The sequence below is a fragment of the Polaromonas naphthalenivorans CJ2 genome (assembly GCF_000015505.1).
GTDB lineage: Bacteria > Pseudomonadota > Gammaproteobacteria > Burkholderiales > Burkholderiaceae_C > Polaromonas > Polaromonas naphthalenivorans.
On record NC_008781.1, the window covers coordinates 509,878 to 529,062 of the forward strand.

Annotated in this window: 11 protein-coding genes, 1 pseudogene and 1 riboswitch; of the genes and pseudogenes, 10 read left to right on the forward strand and 2 right to left on the reverse strand. The window is 64.5% G+C overall.

The genetic code is table 11. From position 1 onward, the window contains the following. The first annotated feature begins 164 nt into the window (after nucleotides 1-164). From uvrA to PNAP_RS02460, 8 genes are all read left to right on the forward strand, one after another. Nucleotides 165-6,062, forward strand: coding sequence for an excinuclease ABC subunit UvrA (gene uvrA, locus PNAP_RS02425; RefSeq protein WP_011799909.1), 5,898 nt, complete (start codon nucleotides 165-167; stop codon nucleotides 6,060-6,062). A 231-nt stretch (nucleotides 6,063-6,293) separates the two neighbouring features. Next, a riboswitch (S-adenosyl-L-homocysteine riboswitch) is annotated at nucleotides 6,294-6,368 on the forward strand. A gap of 123 nt (nucleotides 6,369-6,491) precedes the next feature. Beyond that, nucleotides 6,492-7,907: an adenosylhomocysteinase gene (ahcY, locus tag PNAP_RS02430; protein ID WP_408633747.1), complete on the forward strand. Its 1,416-nt coding sequence runs from the start codon at nucleotides 6,492-6,494 to the stop codon at nucleotides 7,905-7,907. A 142-nt stretch (nucleotides 7,908-8,049) separates the two neighbouring features. Beyond that, on the forward strand, nucleotides 8,050-9,126 hold the full coding sequence (locus PNAP_RS02435; RefSeq protein ID WP_011799911.1) for a TlyA family RNA methyltransferase: 1,077 nt from the start codon (nucleotides 8,050-8,052) through the stop codon (nucleotides 9,124-9,126). Nucleotides 9,127-9,135: 9 nt separating this feature from the next. Then, nucleotides 9,136-9,966 carry a methylenetetrahydrofolate reductase [NAD(P)H] gene (metF, locus tag PNAP_RS02440; protein ID WP_011799912.1) on the forward strand — a complete coding sequence of 277 codons (831 nt, stop codon included), beginning with the start codon at nucleotides 9,136-9,138 and terminating at the stop codon, nucleotides 9,964-9,966. Further along, a complete protein-coding gene (locus PNAP_RS02445) occupies nucleotides 9,966-10,682 on the forward strand; it encodes a septal ring lytic transglycosylase RlpA family protein (protein WP_011799913.1) in 717 nt (238 codons plus the stop codon). The genes metF and PNAP_RS02445 overlap by 1 nt, the downstream gene beginning before the upstream one ends. Nucleotides 10,683-10,852: 170 nt before the next feature. After that, nucleotides 10,853-11,476 carry a GbsR/MarR family transcriptional regulator gene (locus tag PNAP_RS02450; protein ID WP_011799914.1) on the forward strand — a complete coding sequence of 208 codons (624 nt, stop codon included), beginning with the start codon at nucleotides 10,853-10,855 and terminating at the stop codon, nucleotides 11,474-11,476. Between the two features lie 2 nt (nucleotides 11,477-11,478). Beyond that, nucleotides 11,479-12,891, forward strand: coding sequence for a cytochrome ubiquinol oxidase subunit I (locus PNAP_RS02455; protein ID WP_011799915.1), 1,413 nt, complete (start codon nucleotides 11,479-11,481; stop codon nucleotides 12,889-12,891). Next, nucleotides 12,884-13,915 carry a cytochrome d ubiquinol oxidase subunit II gene (locus PNAP_RS02460; protein ID WP_011799916.1) on the forward strand — a complete coding sequence of 344 codons (1,032 nt, stop codon included), beginning with the start codon at nucleotides 12,884-12,886 and terminating at the stop codon, nucleotides 13,913-13,915. Before PNAP_RS02455 ends, PNAP_RS02460 begins: the two co-directional genes overlap by 8 nt. A gap of 10 nt (nucleotides 13,916-13,925) precedes the next feature. Here the strand turns inward: PNAP_RS02460 and PNAP_RS02465 are convergent, their stop codons facing one another. Together PNAP_RS02465 and rtcR are read right to left on the reverse strand one after the other, a co-directional pair. Beyond that, complete coding sequence (locus PNAP_RS02465) at nucleotides 13,926-14,948, reverse strand: 23S rRNA (adenine(2030)-N(6))-methyltransferase RlmJ (RefSeq protein WP_011799917.1); 1,023 nt, start codon at nucleotides 14,946-14,948, stop codon at nucleotides 13,926-13,928. Nucleotides 14,949-15,062: 114 nt separating this feature from the next. Then, a pseudogene (gene rtcR, locus PNAP_RS02470) lies at nucleotides 15,063-16,592 on the reverse strand (RNA repair transcriptional activator RtcR); the annotation flags it as partial. A gap of 207 nt (nucleotides 16,593-16,799) precedes the next feature. Between rtcR and PNAP_RS02475 the strand changes: the two are divergent. Together PNAP_RS02475 and rtcA are read left to right on the forward strand one after the other, a co-directional pair. Then, the gene (locus PNAP_RS02475) at nucleotides 16,800-18,029 is read left to right on the forward strand and encodes an RtcB family protein (protein ID WP_041376475.1); all 1,230 of its coding nucleotides are present in this window, start codon (nucleotides 16,800-16,802) and stop codon (nucleotides 18,027-18,029) included. Nucleotides 18,030-18,084: 55 nt separating this feature from the next. Next, on the forward strand, nucleotides 18,085-19,146 hold the full coding sequence (rtcA, locus tag PNAP_RS02480; protein ID WP_041376476.1) for an RNA 3'-terminal phosphate cyclase: 1,062 nt from the start codon (nucleotides 18,085-18,087) through the stop codon (nucleotides 19,144-19,146). The last annotated feature ends 39 nt before the right edge of the window (nucleotides 19,147-19,185 follow it).

The window sequence follows — 19,185 nt, forward strand, 5'->3', positions numbered from 1 at the left end:
GTTCGGAGGCCAAGTTAACCATGAAGCATTTAAAAGCCATGGGGGGTAAATCCGTAGGCTGGCTGGAAATTCATGGTTTCGCCCAAGCGCTTTAATCCCCACAGCCCGCCCCGGCCCGGACGGGCTCCTAGAATGTCCGACCTCTTCAGGAAAGACCCCACCCCATGTCCCAGGGAACCATCCGCATTCGCGGCGCGTGCCAGCACAACCTCAAAAATATCGACCTGGACATCCGCACCGGCGAGCTGACGGTGGTTACCGGTCCCAGCGGCTCGGGCAAGTCCAGCCTGGTGTTCGACACGCTGTTTGCCGAAGGCCAGCGCCGCTATGTCGAAACCTTCTCGGCCTATGCGCGGCAGTTCCTGGACCGCATGGACAAGCCGGCGGTGGACAAGGTCGAGGGCGTGCCGCCGGCGATTGCCATCGACCAGACCAATCCGGTGCGCTCCTCGCGCTCGACCGTCGGCACCATGACCGAACTCAACGACCACCTGAAGCTGCTTTACGCCCGGGCCGCGCAGCTGTTCGACCGGCAGACGGCACTGGCCGTTCGGCACGACTCTCCGGAATCCATCTACGCCGAGCTGATGGCGCGCACCGCAGGCGCTGACCCGCGCGTCGTCATGACCTTCCCGGTCGAGCTGCCGGGCAACACCAGCGCCGCAGAGGTCGAGCAGTGGCTGTCGGCCAGCGGCTTCACGCGCGTCCATGCGCAGCGCGACGTGGCAACGCCCGCCGGGCCGCACAAGCTGCTCGACGTGGTGGCCGACCGCTTTCGCCTGCACCTGACTGAAAAAATCCGCGTCATCGAGGCGATTGAAACCGCCCTGAAGCGCGGCGGCCGCCTGAATGTGTATGTGCAGCCGGGCCAGCCTGGCGAGGCCGAAGAAATGTGGCGCTTTTCCACCGGCCTGCATTGCCCTGAAAGCGACCTGCGCTACACCGATCCCACGCCGTCGCTGTTTTCCTTCAATTCGGCCATGGGCGCCTGCGAGACCTGCAAGGGCTTTGGCCGCGTGATCGGTGTCGATTACGGGCTGGTGATTCCGAACGACAGGCTCACGCTGCGCGCCGGCGCCATCAAGGTGATGCAGACGCCGGCCTGGAAGGAAGCGCAGGACGATTTGATGCGCCACGCCGAAGCCGAGGGCATTCCGCGCGACACGCCCTGGTACAAGCTCACACCCGAGCAGCAGGCCTGGGTGATCAACGGCTCGCCTGACTGGAAGGGGAAATGGGAGAAGCACTGGTTCGGCATCAAGCGCTTCTTTGCTTACCTGGAGAGCAAGGCCTACAAGATGCACATCCGGGTGCTGCTGTCCAAGTACCGCAGCTACACCACCTGCGAGGCCTGCGGCGGCGCGCGGCTCAAGCTCGAATCGCTGCAGTGGCGGCTGGGCAGCAAGGAGGCCGCCGATGCGGTCTTGCCGCCGGCCGAGCGCTTCATGCCGGTCGGCGTTCAATGGACGCGCGCACAGCTCGAAGCGATGCCGGGGCTGTGCCTGCATGACCTGATGCGCTTGCCAATTGACCGGTTGCAGAAGTTCTCCGGCAGCCTTTCATTTGCCGCTGCTGGCGATGATGCCGAGCAAAAGGCCCTGAAATCGCTGTTCGAGGAAATCCGCACGCGCGTCAAATACCTCTGCGATGTCGGCATCGGCTACCTGACGCTGGACCGCCAGAGCCGCACGCTGTCGGGCGGCGAGGTGCAGCGCATCAACCTGACGACCGCGCTGGGCACGTCGCTGGTCAACACCCTGTTCGTGCTCGACGAGCCGTCCATCGGCCTGCATCCGCGCGACATGCACCGCATCACGCAGGCGATGCGCCGGCTGGTCGATGCCGGCAACACGCTGGTTGTCGTCGAGCACGACCCGGCCGTCATGCTGGCCGCCGACCGCATGATCGACATGGGGCCGGGGCCGGGCGAGAAGGGCGGGCAGATCGTCTTCGACGGCACGCCCGAGGAAGTGCGGCATGCCGACACGCTGACCGGCGCCTACCTGGGCGGGCGCAAGCTGGTCGGCATGGGCTTGAAGCGCGCCGTGACCGACAACACGCCGCGCCTGGTTTTAGAGGGCGCGCGCGACCACAACCTGAAAAACCTCACGGTCGAGTTCCCGCTGCAGCGCCTGGTCTGCGTGACCGGCGTCAGCGGCTCGGGCAAATCGACGCTGATGCAGGACATCCTGGCGCCCGCGCTGCTGCGCCAGTTCGGCAAGGCGACCGAAACGCCGGGCCTGCATGACCGGCTGCTGGGCGCCGAGCGCCTGACGGACGTGGTGTTTGTCGATCAGTCGCCGATTGGCAAGACCGCGCGCTCGAACCCGGCCAGCTATGTCGGCGCCTGGGACGCCGTGCGCGAGCTGTTCGCCCTGTCGCCGCTGGCCCGGCAGCGCAGCTACACGGCGAGCAAATTCAGCTTCAACAATGGCGATGGCCGCTGCCCGACCTGCGGCGGCTCGGGCTTCGAGCATGTCGAGATGCAGTTCCTGAGCGACGTGTACCTGCGCTGCCCCGACTGCGACGGCAAGCGCTACCGGCCTGAAATCCTCGAAGTCACGATTGAGCGCCAGGCCATCGGCCAGCTCAAATCCCGGCTGCTCAATGTGGCCGATGTGCTGGATTTGACCGTCAGCGAAGCCGTGCAGCTGTTCGCGCAGGACCGCGAAGTCATGCGCGCCCTGCAGCCCATCCTTGATGTCGGGCTGGAATACGTCAAGCTCGGCCAGCCCGTGCCCACGCTCTCGGGCGGCGAGGCGCAGCGGCTCAAGCTCGCGGGCTTCCTGGCCGGCGCCAGCAAGGCGGCGGGCCAGCGCCAGAGCGCCAGCGGGCAGGCGCTGGCGCTCAAGCACCCGAACCGGGGCACGCTGTTTCTGTTCGACGAGCCGACCACCGGCCTGCATTTCGACGACATCGCCAAGCTCATGCGCGCGCTACGCCGGCTGCTGGAGGCCGGCCATTCGCTGATCATCATCGAGCACAACCTGGACGTGATCCGCTCGGCCGACTGGCTGATCGACCTCGGCCCTGAAGGCGGCGAGAACGGCGGCCTGCTGGTGGCTGAAGGGCCGCCGGAAATCGTTCGCCATCATCCCACGTCGCACACGGCGCTGGCCTTGCGCGACTACGAGCAAGCCATGAGCAAGTCGTACAAAGTTGAAGAGCCAAGGCCCAAGGCCTGGAAGACGCGGCCGGCTTTTTCCAACCTGATTCAGATCGTCAACGCCAGGGAAAACAACCTCAAAAGCCTGTCGGTCGATATTCCGCGCGGCAAGTTCAATGTGGTCACGGGTGTCAGCGGCTCGGGCAAATCGACGCTGGCCTTTGACATTTTGTTCAACGAGGGCCAGCGCCGCTACCTGGAGTCGCTCAACGCCTACGCCCGCAGCATCGTGCAGCCGGCGGGCCGGCCCGAGGTCGATGCGGTTTACGGCATTCCGCCCACGGTGGCCATCGAGCAGCGGCTGTCGCGCGGCGGGCGCAAATCGACCGTCGGCACGACCACCGAGGTCTGGCACTTTTTGCGCCTGCTCTACGTCAAGCTGGGCATCCAGCACTGCACCAAGGATGGCGCGGCGGTCATGCCGCAAAGCCCCGAGAGCATCGCCGCCCAATTGCTGAAGACCTACCGGGGCCAGCACATCGGCCTGCTCGCGCCGCTGGTGATGAACCGCAAGGGCGTCTATACGGAACTCGCCGACTGGGCGCGGCCGCGCGGCTACACGCATCTGCGCGTCGATGGCGAGTTTTTGCCGACCACCGGCTTTCCGCGCATCGACCGCTTCAAGGAACACACGGTCGAGTTGCCGATTGCCGACATCCACGTCACGCCCGACAACGAAGCCGCGCTGCGGCAGGCCCTGGCCACCGCGCTGGAGCATGGCAAGGGCGTGGTGCATGTGCTGGCAACGCTTGATGGCCTGTGGGAGGCGATGCTGGCCGGCGCCAGCACCCAGGCGATTGGCCGGATCGAGGCCTTCTCGACGCGCCGCGCCTGCCCGGTCTGCTCCACGTCTTATCCCGAACTCGACCCGCGCCTGTTCAGCTACAACAGCAAGCACGGCTGGTGCCCGGACTGCGTCGGAACCGGCGTCAAGCTGACCAGGGACCAGCGCAAGGTGTTCGACGATTCGGTGCTGGGCAGCGACGACAACAAGGGCCGCGAGCAGACCTTTGGCGAGCCCGAGACCGACGACGTGCTCGATGCGGTTTGCCCGGCCTGCGCAGGCACGCGCCTGAACCCGCAGGCGCGTGCCGTGCTGTTTGCCGATGCCGGGATTGCCGACATTGCCGCGCTGTCGGTGACCGATGTGCGCGGCTGGGTCGATCAACTGGCGCTCAGCGGACGCGAAGCCGGCATCGCCCGCGACCTGGTTCCTGAGATCAGGAGCCGTCTTGAATTCCTCGAAGACGTGGGCCTGGGCTACCTCACGCTGGACCGGGGCGCGCCGACGCTGTCGGGCGGCGAGGCGCAGCGCATCCGGCTGGCCGCGCAGCTGGGCTCGAACCTGCAGGGCGTCTGCTATGTGCTTGACGAGCCGACGATTGGCCTGCATCCGCGCGACAACCAGATTCTGCTCGGCGCCCTGGGCAAGCTCAGCGAGCGTGGCAACACGCTGGTGGTGGTCGAGCATGATGAAGACACGATTCGCCGCGCCGACAACATCATCGACATCGGCCCCGGCGCCGGCAAGCGCGGCGGGACGCTGGTGGCGCAGGGCACGGCGGCGCAGCTGTCAGCCGTGCCGGAATCGCTCACGGGACGCTATCTGGCGAACCCGCTGATTCATCCCTTGCATGCGCGCCGCCAAACGCTTGCTGGAAGCGCTGTCGCTGAATTGGACTCTGACCCCGGTGCAGCGGCCTCACCGGGCGCAGTTCCCGCCAAACCCCTGAGCAAGGCCAGGCAGGCCGCCCTGAAAGCCCAGGCCCTCAAAGCCGCAGCCGCCCAAGCCAGCGCCCAGCACAACGCAGCGCCCGCCGCCGCCAGCCCGTTCACCTCGTGGCTGACAGTCGTCAACGCCAGCCTGCACAACCTCAAAAACGTCACCGTCGAAGTGCCGCTCTACCGGCTGGTCGCCGTCACCGGTGTTTCGGGCTCCGGCAAATCCACGCTGGCGCGCGACGTGCTGCTGACCAGCGTCCACGCCGGCGTCACGCAGCGCTCGACCAAGGCCGGGCGCGAGGCCGACGACGCCGGCAAGCACCCGGCCTGGACCGGTTGCGAGCGCATCGAAGGCTATCGCGTCGTGGACCGCGTGCTCGAAGTGGACCAGACGCCCATCGGCAAGACCCCGCGCTCCTGTCCGGCGACCTACATCGGCTTCTGGGACACGGTGCGCAAGCTGTTCGCCGACACGCTCGAAGCGCGCGCGCGCGGCTACGCGGCAGGGCGCTTTTCCTTCAACACCGGCGAAGGCCGCTGCCCGACCTGCGAAGGCGCGGGCGTGCGCACCATCGGCATGAGCTTTCTGCCCGATGTGAAGGTGCTGTGCGAAACCTGCCACGGCGCGCGCTTCAACCCCGAAACGCTGGCTGTCACCTGGCGCGGCAAAAGCATCGGCGACGTGCTGAAGATGGAAGTCGATGAGGCGGTGGATTTCTTCGCCGCCATGCCCGCCATCGGCCACCCGCTGCAACTGCTCAAGGATGTGGGCCTGGGCTACCTCACGCTGGGCCAGCCGTCGCCCACGCTGTCGGGCGGCGAGGCGCAGCGCATCAAGCTGGTGACCGAACTCAGCAAGGTGCGCGACGACATCACCCGGCGCGGCCAGAAGGCGCCGCACACGCTGTATGTGCTCGACGAGCCGACCGTCGGCCTGCACATGGCTGATGTCGAAAAGCTGATCCATGTGCTGCACCGCCTGGTCAACGGCGGCCATAGCGTGATCGTCATCGAGCACGACCTCGACGTGATTGCCGAAGCCGACTGGGTGATCGACCTGGGGCCGGACGGCGGCAACGCGGGCGGGCTGGTGGTGGCCTCCGCGCCGCCCGAAGCCGTGGTGGCGCTGGGCACAGCGACCGGCAAGGCGCTGGCGGCGGTGCTGGCGCGCTAGCCATTAGTCTCGAAGATGCTATGTAAATAATAGCTGCTTGCGCATAGGGGACGTGCGCAAAAGGCATAAAAGGTTAAAAAAACCGGCTGACGCACAGGTAAAAGGCGATGGAGAAACCCAGCGCGCCAGCCGACCGGGCGACCGTTGCTGAATGACGGGCCTGCACCGGGGAAATTTGCGCATGGGGTCTTTGCAAAACCTGCTTTTGGGCGTGTTCTGTACAATGGCGGCTCTCCTGAGGAGCGTTGCAACCCACGGCATGTGGTCTAGGCTCAGGACTTCTATTTGCAACCACGCTCACCCGCATGTGCCTTGATGCCGGGTGAGTGAGACCCACACTCCCTTCGATTGACACCTGCGGCCGTGGCTATTTTGCCCAGCTTGACCCTCGATTTTGGAGCTACCCCCATGAACATTGCACTAAAAACCATGTTGAATACCGACCACATCATTGCCGACCTGACGCTGGCCGCCTGGGGTCGCAAGGAACTCAAAATCGCCGAGACCGAAATGCCCGGCCTGATGGCGATTCGCCAGGAATTCGCCGCTGCCCAGCCGCTCAAGGGCGCGCGCATCACCGGCTCGCTGCACATGACCATCCAGACCGGCGTGCTGATTGAAACCCTGCAGGCGCTGGGCGCCGAAGTGCGCTGGGCCTCGTGCAACATCTTCTCGACGCAGGACCATGCCGCCGCCGCGATTGCCGCTGAAGGCACGCCGGTGTTCGCCGTCAAGGGCGAAACCCTGGCCGACTACTGGGACTACACCCACCGCATCTTCGAATTCACCGGCGCCAAAGGCACGCCCGAAGAAGGCCCGAACATGATCCTGGACGACGGCGGCGATGCCACGCTGTTGATGCACCTGGGCGCCCGCGCCGAAACCGATGCGAGCCTGCTCGAATACCCCGCCAGCGAGGAAGAAACCTGCCTGTTCGGCGCCATCAAGGCCAAGCTGGCGCAAGACCCGACCTGGTACAGCCGCCGCCTGGCCAACATCATCGGCGTGACCGAGGAAACCACCACCGGCGTGCTGCGCCTGAACGAAATGTCGGCCAAGGGCACGCTGGCGTTTCGCGCCATCAACGTCAACGACTCGGTCACCAAGTCCAAGTTCGACAACCTCTACGGCTGCCGCGAATCGCTGGTCGATGCCATCAAGCGCGCCACCGATGTGATGATTGCCGGCAAGGTCGCCGTGGTGGCTGGCTACGGCGATGTGGGCAAGGGCTGCGCCCAGGCCCTGCGCGCGCTCAGCGCCCAGGTCTGGGTCACCGAAATCGACCCGATCAACGCCCTGCAGGCCGCGATGGAAGGCTACAAGGTCGTGACCATGGACTACGCCGCCGACAAGTGCGACATCTTCGTCTCGGCCACCGGCAACAAGAACGTCATCACCTATGCGCACATGGCGGCCATGAAAGACCAGGCCATCGTCTGCAACATCGGCCACTTCGACAACGAGATCGACGTGGCGTCGCTGGAAAGCTGCAACTGGGAAGAGATCAAGCCGCAGGTGGATCATGTGATCTTTCCCGACGGCAAGCGCATCATCTTGCTGGCCAAGGGGCGTCTCGTGAACCTGGGCTGCGGCACCGGCCACCCGAGCTTCGTCATGTCGTCGAGCTTTGCGAACCAGACGATTGCGCAGATCGAGCTGTTCACCAAGCAGGCCGAATACGAAGCCGGCAAGGTCTATGTGCTGCCCAAGCACCTCGATGAAAAGGTGGCCCGCCTGCACCTGAAGAAGGTCGGCGCGATGCTGTCCGAACTGAGCGACGAGCAGGCAGCGTATATTGGCGTGTCCAAAGCCGGCCCTTACAAGGCCAATACCTACCGTTATTGAGATGCCTTGTGGCCCCTGCGCTCCGGGCGCAAGGGCGTTTTTTAAGCCAAATTGCCTTCTAGCGCTTGCTCTGCATGCGCTAGCAGCTATCAAAATGATAGTTTTATTCCCCTGTACGCAACCTTGACGTTGCCGGAACCTTATGCGCGCTGATCTATTTCTTGTTGAACACGGCCATGCCACCACCCGTTCCCAGGCCCAGCGCCTGATCGCCTCGGGCGTGCACTGGCGCGTGGACGAGGCCGTGGCCTGGAAAAAAGTCGCCAAGAACGGCGATGAAATCCCCGGCAACGCCGAGTTGCAGGTGCTCGACACCACCGAAGCCAAGTACATCTCGCGCGGCGGCCTCAAGCTCGAAGGCGCGCTGAAAAGCACAGGCCTTGACGTGACGGGCCTGCGTTGCCTGGACATCGGCCAATCGACCGGCGGCTTCACCGATTGCCTGCTGCAGCACGGCGCCACTCAGGTCGTGGGCGTCGATGTCGGCCATGGCCAGCTGCACGACAGCCTGCGCGCCGACGAGCGCGTGGTCTGCATCGAAGGCGTGAATGCGCGTTCGCTGACGGCTGACGACCTGGCGGTGCATTACCGCCGCGCCCTGCACATCAGCAGCGGCAGTGAAGAAGACTTCGAGGATTTCGAGGACTTTGACGACGCCGAAGAAAGCGATGACGGCGATGAAGCGGATGGAGTGGATGGAGTGGATGACGGCGGCTTCGATCCGGTGTTCGACTTCCTGACCGGCGACCTGTCCTTCATTTCATTGACGCTGGTGCTGCCCGCCGTGGTGCGGCTGCTCAAGGCCGATGGCCACCTGTTGATGCTGGTCAAGCCGCAGTTCGAACTGCAGCCCGGCCAGATCGGCAAGGGCGGCATCGTGCGCGATGCGGCGCATTTCGAGTTCGTTGAAAAGCGCCTGCGCGATGCCTGCGCTGGATTGGGGCTGGAGGTCAAGGCGTGGCTGGAGTCGCCGATTGCCGGCGGCGACGGCAACCGCGAGTTCTTCATCCACGCCCAGAAAGGGCATGACGTGCAGGGCGAAGACCAGCCGCTGGCGGCCGCGCCGCAGCGAAAAGTGGCCAAGCGGGTGCCGCGCAGCGAGATGCGGGCGTCCTGGGCGCCGCACGAAGATTCCGAACTCGCGCAGGCAGGCCAGCATGGCCCGGCGCGCGGCAAGCGGCGCGACAAGAATTCCGACGACAACTCCACCAGTGATTGAAGGCCCGCGATGAATATTCCGGTCAGTTTTGAATTTTTCCCCCCCAAGACGCCCGAAGGCGCCGACAAGCTGCGGCTGACGCGCCAGGCGCTGTACGCTCACCTGCCGGAGTTCTGCTCGGTGACCTTTGGCGCTGGCGGCTCGACGCAGGAGGGCACATTCAGCACGGTCAAGGCGATTCAGGAAGAGGGCGTGGCCGCCGCCAGCCATTTTTCCTGCGTCGGCGCGACCAAATCGACAGTGCGCGAGCAGCTTGGCGCGCTGCGGGCCATGGGTGTCAAGCGCCTGGTGGCGCTGCGCGGCGACCTGCCCAGCGGCTACGGCATGGGCGGCGAGTTTCATTACGCCAGCGACCTGGTGGCCTTTATCCGCGCCGAGACCGGCGATGCCTTTCACATCGAAGTCGCCGCTTACCCCGAAATCCATCCGCAGGCCAAATCGGCCGATGCCGACCTGAACGCCTTTGCGACCAAGGTCAGGGCCGGTGCCAATTCAGCCATCACCCAGTATTTCTTCAACGCCGACGCCTACTTTCGCTTTGTCGATGACGTGCGGCGGCTGGGCGTCGAGGTGCCGGTGGTGCCCGGCATCATGCCGATCACCAGCTCGACCCAACTGATGCGTTTTTCGGACGCCTGCGGCGCCGAGATTCCGCGCTGGATTCGTTTGCGCCTGCAGGGCTATGGCGACGACACGGCGTCGATCAAAAGTTTTGGCCTGGACGTGATCACCGACCTGTGCGGCCAGCTGTGCGCTGCCGGCGTGCCGGGCATCCATTTTTATACGATGAACCAGGCGGCAGCGACGACCGAGATCATTCGCCGCCTGACGCCGGCCTGATGGCGGGTCTGGTTTTCGCCTCCCGGGGTGGCGCCCTCAAGTGCTGGCTTGCGGCGAGCCTGCTGGCCCTGATGGCGGGCTGCACGACGCTGCCCGCGCCGACCGCAGCGCCCCAACCGGCGCCGGCCTTGTCCCCGGCGGAGTCTTCGGCCCTGGCATCGCCATCGACGTCCGCCGCTGTGGCGTCGCCGCCACCGCCTCATCCATCACGCCTTGCCGACTTCATCGCCCGGCGTTTTCGCAAGCAGGTCGAGAAGCCGCCTCCGGCTGTCGAGACTGAAGCACCAGCGGCGCCCGATGTTCCCGTGGATGAAAAATACCGCTTGACCGGCGCGGCGGCGCTGGAGCTGGAGCGCGGCCATGCGTCCTGGTACGGCGGGCAATTCCATGGCCGGCGCACCGCCAGCGGCGAGAACTACGACAAATACGCGCTGACGGCCGCCCACAAGACCCTGCCTTTCGGCACCATCGTTAGGGTGCGCAGCCTGGCCCTGGGGCGCGAAGTCGATGTGCGCATCAATGACCGGGGGCCGTTTGCCCCGGGCCGCGTGATTGACGTGAGCCAGGCCGCCGCCGAAGCCCTGGGCTTGATGGGCGCGGGCGTGGCCGAGGTGTCGCTGAACGTGGCCGACACCCTGGACAACGCGGCATCGGCTGCTGGCCAGCTCAAGAAAAACGGCAAGGCACCGCGCCGCTCGGCACGCACTCGCCGCTGATTTGCCACCGGGCGCCGCCAGCCGGAATGAACGCCTTGCATGAATGGCGTTTCGGGAAATGCCGGTCCGGCGTCAACCCTGCCATTTGAAGGGTTAAGGAAAACCGGCAGCACCGAGCCGGAGCGTTTACTAGAATTTCAGTAATTCCTGAAACTTCAGTACATCGCACCATGAACCTTGCTCCCCTGACCCAGCGTTTTGTCCTTCACTTCGGCGAGATGGGCAGCCGCTGGGGCATCAACCGCACCGTGGGGCAGATTTACGCCTTGCTGTATGTCTCGCCGCGGGCGCTGAACGCCGACGACATCGGCGAGGCGCTGGCCTTTTCGCGCTCCAATGTCAGCATGGGCCTGAAGGAACTCCAGTCCTGGAACCTGGTGCGGCTGCAGCACCTGCCCAATGACCGGCGCGAATACTTTCAGGCGCCCGAGGATGTCTGGGCAATCTTTCGCACGCTGGCCGAGGAACGCCGCAAGCGCGAGATCGACCCGACGCTGTCGATGCTGCGCGACGCGCTGATGGAAAAACCCTCCGGCGAGGATGACATCCATGCCCAGGAACGCATGCGGCAGATGCACGAGCTGATCGAGCTGATGACCGGCTGGCTGCTTGACGTGCAGAAGATGGACTCCAGCACGCTGATCAGCCTGATGAAAATGGGCGCCAAGGTGCAAAAGCTGCTGCAGGCCAAGGACAAGGTGGCCAGTACGGTGAAGGCCGGCTTCAAGGGCATGGCCTTGCCAGGCACTGGAGCGGCGGCGCCTGCCACGCTTTCCGCCAAAGACGGGAGCTGATCATGGATGGACTTGACGCAGTGCTTCTGGCGCGGATTCAGTTCGCGGCCAACATGACTTTCCACATCCTGTTCCCGACCATCAGCATCTCGCTGGCGTGGGTGCTGCTGTTTTTCAAGCTGCGCTTTGTCAAGACCGGGCAGCAGCACTGGATGGACGCCTACCAGTTCTGGGTGAAGATTTTCGCGCTGACCTTTGCGCTGGGCGTGGTCAGCGGCATCACCATGAGTTTTCAGTTCGGCACCAACTGGCCGGGCTTCATGCAGAAGGTCGGCAACATCGCCGGGCCGCTTTTAGCCTATGAAGTGCTGACGGCCTTCTTCCTCGAAGCCACCATGCTCGGCGTGATGTTGTTCGGCCGGGCGCGCGTCAGTGAAAAAATGCACACCATCGCCACGCTGCTGGTGGCCGGCGGCACGACGCTGTCGGCGTTCTGGATCCTGGCGCTGAACTCCTGGATGCACACGCCGACCGGCTTCGAGATGATCGACGGCAAGGCGCATGTCACGAGCTGGCTGGAAGTCATCTTCAATCCGTCATTTCCCTACCGCTTCACGCACATGATGCTGGCCTCGGGCCTGACCGTGGCCTTCCTGGTGGCGGGTGTTTCGAGCTACCGCTGGCTGCGCGGCGAGCGCGGCGCCGAGGCCATGGCCGGGCTGAAGACCGGCATCTACCTGGCCGCCTTTTTGATTCCGCTGCAGATCCTGGCCGGCGACTTTCACGGCCTGAACACCATGGAGCACCAGCCGGCCAAGCTGGCCGCGATGGAAGGCATCTGGCAAACGCAAAAAGGCGTTCCGGCGGTGCTGTTCGCGCTGCCCGATGAAAAGGCCAAGGAAAATCGCTATGAAATCGCCATTCCCAAGCTCGCGTCGCTCTACCTGACGCACCACCTCGACGGCGAGGTCAGGGGCCTGAACGAGTTCGAAGGCCAGCACCCGCCGGTGGCGCCGGTGTTCTGGGCCTTTCGCATCATGGTGGGCATGGGCCTGCTGATGCTCGCGGTCAGCTGGTCGAGCGTGCTGCAACTGGCGCCCTGGAAGAAAGACCCGGCCCGCAGTATTCGCACCTGGCAGGCCAGGGCCCTGGTGGCCATGACCTTTGCCGGCTGGATCGCGCTGATTGCCGGCTGGTACACCACGGAAATCGGCCGGCAGCCCTGGCTGGTGTCCGGCGTGCTGACCGCCGCCGACGCGGCCTCGCAGGTCGTGGCGCCCAAGATTGCATTCACGCTGTCGCTGTACCTGCTGCTCTATGCCGCGCTCATCGTGGCCTATGTCTCGGTGGTGTTCTACCTGGCGCGGCACAAGACCCAGGCGGACAAACCTTCGGGCAGCGGCATGGAAGACACGCCCAACCCCGTCACCTATCCCGAACAACCAACCAGCCAACCAGGAGCGGCTCATGCTTGACATGGCACCCAACCTCACCCAGGCCGCCGGCTGGATGCCGATTGTTTTCCTGGGCGTCATGGGGCTGGCGATGCTGGCCTATGTGATCCTGGACGGCTACGACCTCGGCGTCGGAATGCTGATGCGCCGCGCCAGCGAGGACGACAAGGACAGCATGATTGCCAGCATCGGCCCGTTCTGGGATGCCAATGAAACCTGGCTGGTGCTGGGCGTCGGCATCTTGCTGACGGTGTTCCCGATGGCGCACGGCGTGATTCTGGGCGCCCTGTACCTGCCGGTGGCCATGATGCTGATCGGCCTGACGCTGCGTGGCGTGGCCTTTGACTTCCGGGTCAAGGCGCACGCGGCCCGCAAGCCGCTGTGGAACCGCGCCTTTTATGCCGGCTCGCTGATGGCCAGCTGGAGCCAGGGCTACATGCTGGGCTCGCTGATCACCGGCTTTGCCACGACCGGCTGGGTCATCGCCTTCAATGCGGTGATCGGCCTGGCGCTGCTGTCGGCCTACTGCCTGCTGGGCGCCGGCTGGCTGATCATCAAGTCGGGTGGCGCGCTGCAGCTGCAGGCAGTGCGCTGGGCGCGCGCCAGCCTGTGGCTCACCATGGCGGGCATCGCGGCCATCTCGCTGGCCACACCGTGGGTCAGCCCGGCGATTTTCGACAAGTGGTTTTCGTTTCCCAACATCGTGCTGCTGCTGCCGATTCCGGTTGCCACCGCCGTGCTGTTCTGGGTGATTTACCGCAGCCTGCAGCGCCTGCCCACGCGCCTGGCGCAGGGCAATGAATACGGCATCTGGGTGCCTTTTGGCGCCACCATCGGGGTGTTTTTGCTGGCGTTCTACGGCCTGGCCTACAGCCTGTTCCCGTGGCTGGTGATTGACCGTATCAACATCTGGCAAGCGGCCATTTCGCCGGAATCCATGGGCGTCATCCTGGCGGGCGCGGTGGTGGTGCTGCCGATGATCATCGGCTACACCGTGTTTTCCTACCGCGTGTTCTGGGGCAAGAGCGGCGCGCTGAAGTACTAGCCGGAGGTTTTTAGCCGCCGTGTTCCAGCGTGAAGCCGGCGTTGCGGTCCTGGCCGAGCAGCGCGACCATTTGCGGCAGCGCGGCCTGCAGTTCGGCTTTCAGCGTATGCGGCGGGTTGATGACGAACATGCCGCTGGCGGGCAGGCCGGGGCGAACGACTTCGCCTTCGGTGTCGGTGGTCAGCTTGCTCGACTTGACCGTCAGCGTGGCATTCAGCCAGCTGCGGCCGGCCTTGACTGCGATGGTCTTGAGCTTGCGCGGCAGGTCGTGCGCTTCAGGGCGCGGAATGATCGGATACCAGACCACGTAGGTGCCGGTGGCAAAGCGCTTGACGGCGTCGGCCATGCAGCTTGAGACGCGCAGGTAGTCGGTCTTCATTTCATAGCTCGGGTCGCACAGCACCATGGCGCGCCGGGCCGGTGGCGGCAAGAAGGTTTTCAGCGCCTCGAAGCCGTCCTCGCGGGCCACCACGACCTGGCGGCCCACGCCGAGCTGCTCGATGTTGCCGGAAAGCGACTTGAAATCGGTCGGGTGCAGCTCGAACAGCTTGAGCTTGTCGCGCCCGCTCAGGAATTTCTGCTCGATGAAGGGCGAGCCGGGGTAAATCTTCAGATGCGCCGGGTCGCCGGTCTGGGCGAAATGCGGGTTCAGGCTGCGCAGCAGTTCCAGGTAGTCCAGCAGGGCCGGCGCCCAGGCGTAGTCGCTGGCGGGCTTGGCGGCTGGCTCAGGTGCTGCGGGAGCGGCTTTGGCCGTGGCTGCAGGCGCTACTTTTTTAATAGCTGCTCCGGCTTTACCAGTCTGCGCAGAAGCCATTTTTGATGCCAAAAGCAGCTTGAAGATGCCTTCCTGCGCTTCGCCGCTGGTCTCGGTGTAGTCGCCGTCGAGGCGGTACAGGCCGGCGCCGGCGTGGGTGTCGATCACGGTCAGGGCCGTGTCTTTTTGGGTCAGGTACTTCATCAACGCAATCAGGCAGGTGTGCTTGAGAACGTCGGCATGGTTGCCTGCATGGAAGGCGTGGCGATAAGAAAACATGGCTGGATGGTAGCAGGGGCAAGAGCCTGCACCGGGCGCAAGGTTGGGTCAGGTGCGGATTTGTTCCCACGTCAAGCCGAACTTGAGCAGGTATTTGCGCAGCCGGTCCGCATCGTTGATCACGGCGCGCTGGTTGCGCGAGACATTGAACAAAGCGCGCCCGGCCTCGCTCAGGCTGGCCTGCTGGCGGCAAATCCCAATCACCGCCTGCAGCTGAAGCCGGTCAAACGCATCAAGCTGCTCTGCCGCTGCGCCCATGAGGTCATGCAGCGACACGTCACTGGCCGCATCGCGGGCCGGGTGTTTGTCCCACAGCCAGCGCAGGCGCGCCTTCTCGGCCTGGACCAGCTCAACGCCAATGCGGCCGTTTTCCGCCAGCGTCGCCAGCCGCGTGGCCGAGGCGCTCAAGTCGCGGAAATTACCGCTCCACAGCGCTTCGCCGGACTGGGCAAAGCCCAGGTAGTCGGCCCGTGCCTCGCGGGTAAAACGCACCTGCCGCCCCAACTCCTGCGAGGCGATGGCCAGCTGGTGATCAATATTGGGTTCAATGTCTTCCCGGCGCTGCGCCAGGCCGGGCAGCACATAGGACCACAGGTTGATGCGCGCCAGCAGGTCTTCGCGAAAGCGCCCGCAAGCCACCTCGGTACGCAGATCCTTGTTGGTGCCGGCGATCAGCTGGAAATCGCTCTGCACCTCGGCGTCCGAGCCCAGCGGCAGGAAGCGCCGCTCTTCCACGGCCTTGAGCAGCATGGCCTGTTCGTCGCAGCCCAACTCGCCGATCTCGTCCAGAAATAGCACGCCCTGGTGCGCCGTTTTCAGCAAGCCGGCCCGCTCCATGGCCGCACCCGTGAAAGCGCCCTTCCTGTGGCCGAACAGGGCCGATACCGCCCCGTCCCCGCGCAGTGTGGCGCAGTTGACATCGACAAAAGCGCCGCTGACCTGGTGGCGCGATTTTTTCAGCTCGTACATGCGCCGGGCCAGCATGGATTTACCGGCGCCGGTCGGGCCGGTCAGCAGGATGGGCGCGGTGCTGCGCACGGCGACGCGCTCGATTTCCTCGATCAGGGCGTTGAAGCGGGGGTTGCGCGTGGCAATCCCGCTTTTCAGGAACGACACCGCATCCTGCCGGGCGCTGCGCAGCCGGGTGTTGATGGCGTCATAGCGCGACAGGTCCAGGTCAATCAATTCATAGCTGCCGGCTGCCTGACTGCCCTGCCGGCGCGGCGGTGCGGTCTGCAGCAGAACGCCCGGAATCAGGCGCGCCTCGACCATCAGGAACAGGCAGATCTGCGCCACATGGGTGCCGGTGGTGATGTGCGCCCAGTAGTCTTCCTGCTCCAGCTCAAACGGGTAAGTCTTGAGCCAGTCGTACAGCGCGCCATAGACCTCGCCAAAGTCCCAGGGATTGGCCAGGTTCATCTCGCTCAGGCGCACCTCGGTGCCGGGCGAGAGCTGCGCGATGTCGGCCTGCACCGTGCGCGCCAGCGCCAGGTAGCGCACATCGTGAAGCAGCTCCAGCCGGTCCACCTGCAGGTCGTCATGCTGCGCCAGCGAGACCGTGGGTCGCCACTTGTCCCAGCGCGCCGCGCCCAGGCCTGAATCGAGCTGGCTGCCGAGAAACCCGATGACGACTTTGCGTTTCATCGGGCTAGTTTACTGGCTGGATTTATAAAATAATCCGGTTTTGTTCTCGCTAAATTTGGCGGATGGTTGGATGTTTTGAAAAATATCCAATGAAATCAATGGATTGCATATCACCCTGGAACAGGTGGAGATTTGGCACGTTCAATGCAATGTCTATCACGTCGGGCGCCAACAACGGCGCCCGGCAAGCCAACAAGAAAGCAAAAAATGAATTACGAAATGCATCAGGTCGAAGGCGGCGTGCCCGTCAAAATGTGGACGCAGGGGGTTCCCGTCGAGGCGGTGGCGCTCAGGCAGCTCGAAAACACGGCCCGGCTGCCGATTGTCTTCAGCCATGTCGCGGCCATGCCCGATGTGCATTACGGCATCGGCGCAACGGTGGGCAGCGTGGTCGCCACCTTCAAGGCCATCATTCCGGCGTCGGTCGGCGTCGATATCGGCTGCGGGATGATCGCCTGCAAGACCACGCTGCGCGCCGAAGACCTGCCCGACAGCCTGGCGCAGCTGCGCAGCGAGATCGAAAAAGCCGTTCCCCACGGCATGACGCCCAAGGAGCAGCGCCGTGGCGGCAGCCGTGACCGGGGTTCCTGGGAAAACCCGCCGAACGAGGCCGACGCCGCCTGGGCGCAGCTGGTGGACGAGTTCGAGGCGATTTGCCTGGACTACCCGCGCCTGAAAAACACCAACAACCACCGCCACATGGGAACGCTGGGCGGCGGCAACCACTTCATCGAGGTCTGCCTGGATGAGGCCGGAGCGGTCTGGATCATGCTGCACTCGGGCTCGCGTGGGGTTGGCAATGCCATCGGCACGCACTTCATCGAGCTGGCCAGGAAGGACGCGGAACTGCACCAGCGCAACCTGCCCGACAAGGATCTGGCCTATTTTGAAGAAGGTGCGCAGTATTTCGGCGACTATGTGCGCGGCGTGGGCTGGGCGCAGAAATTCGCCAAGCTCAACCGCGAAGTGATGATGCAGCGCACGATTGCCGCGCTGCGCAAAGTCGTCAAGAAGCCGTTCGAGACGCACATCGAGGCGGTGAACTGCCACCACAACTATGTCGCCAGGGAAACCCATTTTGGGCAGGACGTGTTCGTGACCCGCAAAGGAGCCGTGAGCGCCAGGGCGGGCGAACTGGGCATCATTCCGGGCAGCATGGGGGCGCGCAGCTTCATTGTGCGCGGCAAGGGGAATCCCGAGAGCTTCATGAGCTGCAGCCATGGTGCCGGACGCTCGATGAGCCGGACCCGGGCCAAAAAGCTGTTCACGCTGGCCGACCAGATCAAGGCCACTGAAGGCGTGGAATGCCGCAAGGACGAGGCGGTGATTGACGAAATTCCGATGGCCTACAAGGACATCGACGCGGTCATGGCCGCGCAGACCGATCTGGTGGAGGTGGTGTACATCCTCAAGCAGATCGTCTGCGTCAAGGGCTGAGTGTCAGGAGGCGGCCTGGATGGCCGCGAGAAAGAAGACAAAAGAAAGAAGAAAAATGATTGAACTCGATGGTTCCGCAGGCGAGGGCGGCGGACAGATTTTGCGCACGGCGCTGGCCCTGAGCCTGGCAAGCGGCCAGCCGTTCCGGATTGACAACATCCGCGCCCGGCGTCCCAAGCCCGGCCTGCTGCGCCAGCATTTGACCTGTGTGCAGGCGGCAGTCGCGGTGGGCGGCGGCGCGGCTGAAACCATTGCACGCAATAGCGAAGGGAATGAAGTCCGGCTGGGCGACACCTGCCTGCAGTTCACGCCGGGCAAGGCGCGCTCGGGCGACTATGAGTTCGCGGTGGGCTCGGCAGGCAGCTGCACGCTGGTGCTGCAGACAGTTTTATGGCCGCTGGCGCTGGCGCAGGGTGTGTCAAATTTGCTGCTGCGCGGCGGCACGCACAACCCGATGGCGCCTTCGCTGTCATTTTTAAAGCACGCCGCCCCCTGTTTTGCGGGCGATGGCGATGCCCTGCTTGAGCTGGAGCTGCGCCGCCACGGCTTTTACCCAGCCGGCGGCGGCGAGGCGCAGGTGCGCATCCACCCTCCGGCGCAAGGCATTGCCGCCATCAACCTGACGGAACGCGGCAAGCCGCTTCGCGCCTGGGCCGAATGCCTGCATGCGGGGATTCCCAGGGGCGTGGCCGCCCGCGAACTCGGTGTGCTGAAAAGCGCTTTCGGCTGGGCCGATGACCAGCTTCGCGACCGGGGCCTTCGCGCCAATGAAGGGCCGGGCAATGCGCTGGTGGTGGTGCTGGAATACGAAAACATCACCGAGGTGTTTGCCAGTTACGGAGACAAAGCCACCAGCGCCGAACAGGTGGCCCACCGGCTGGTCAAGGAAGTGCGCGGCTACCTGGCTCACGCTGCGCCGGTCGGTCCGCATCTGGCCGACCAGTTGATGATTCCGCTGGCGCTGGCGGCGCTGCAGGGACGCCCGGGCCAGTATTTCGCCACTGAACTGACCGAGCATGCGCTGACCAATGCCCGGGTGATCGAAAAATTCTTGCCGCTCCGGTTCGTGATGAAGCCAGTTGACGCCAAGGGTGTTGTCATTTCGGTGAATGCCTGAAAAGTTTGCAGCGGTTGCCGGGAAGAAGCAGAGGAAAAA

Excerpts from the sequence above, each read along its gene's own strand:
- uvrA (WP_011799909.1), top strand. The coding sequence starts at position 165 with ATGTCCCAGGGAACCATCCGCATTCGCGGCGCGTGCCAGCACAACCTC.
- ahcY (WP_408633747.1), top strand. The coding sequence starts at position 6,492 with ATGTTGAATACCGACCACATCATTGCCGACCTGACGCTGGCCGCCTGG.
- PNAP_RS02435 (WP_011799911.1), top strand. The coding sequence starts at position 8,050 with ATGCGCGCTGATCTATTTCTTGTTGAACACGGCCATGCCACCACCCGT.
- metF (WP_011799912.1), top strand. The coding sequence starts at position 9,136 with ATGAATATTCCGGTCAGTTTTGAATTTTTCCCCCCCAAGACGCCCGAA.
- PNAP_RS02445 (WP_011799913.1), top strand. The coding sequence starts at position 9,966 with ATGGCGGGTCTGGTTTTCGCCTCCCGGGGTGGCGCCCTCAAGTGCTGG.
- PNAP_RS02450 (WP_011799914.1), top strand. The coding sequence starts at position 10,853 with ATGAACCTTGCTCCCCTGACCCAGCGTTTTGTCCTTCACTTCGGCGAG.
- PNAP_RS02455 (WP_011799915.1), top strand. The coding sequence starts at position 11,479 with ATGGATGGACTTGACGCAGTGCTTCTGGCGCGGATTCAGTTCGCGGCC.
- PNAP_RS02460 (WP_011799916.1), top strand. The coding sequence starts at position 12,884 with ATGCTTGACATGGCACCCAACCTCACCCAGGCCGCCGGCTGGATGCCG.
- PNAP_RS02465 (WP_011799917.1), bottom strand. The coding sequence starts at position 14,948 with ATGTTTTCTTATCGCCACGCCTTCCATGCAGGCAACCATGCCGACGTT.
- PNAP_RS02475 (WP_041376475.1), top strand. The coding sequence starts at position 16,800 with ATGAATTACGAAATGCATCAGGTCGAAGGCGGCGTGCCCGTCAAAATG.
- rtcA (WP_041376476.1), top strand. The coding sequence starts at position 18,085 with ATGATTGAACTCGATGGTTCCGCAGGCGAGGGCGGCGGACAGATTTTG.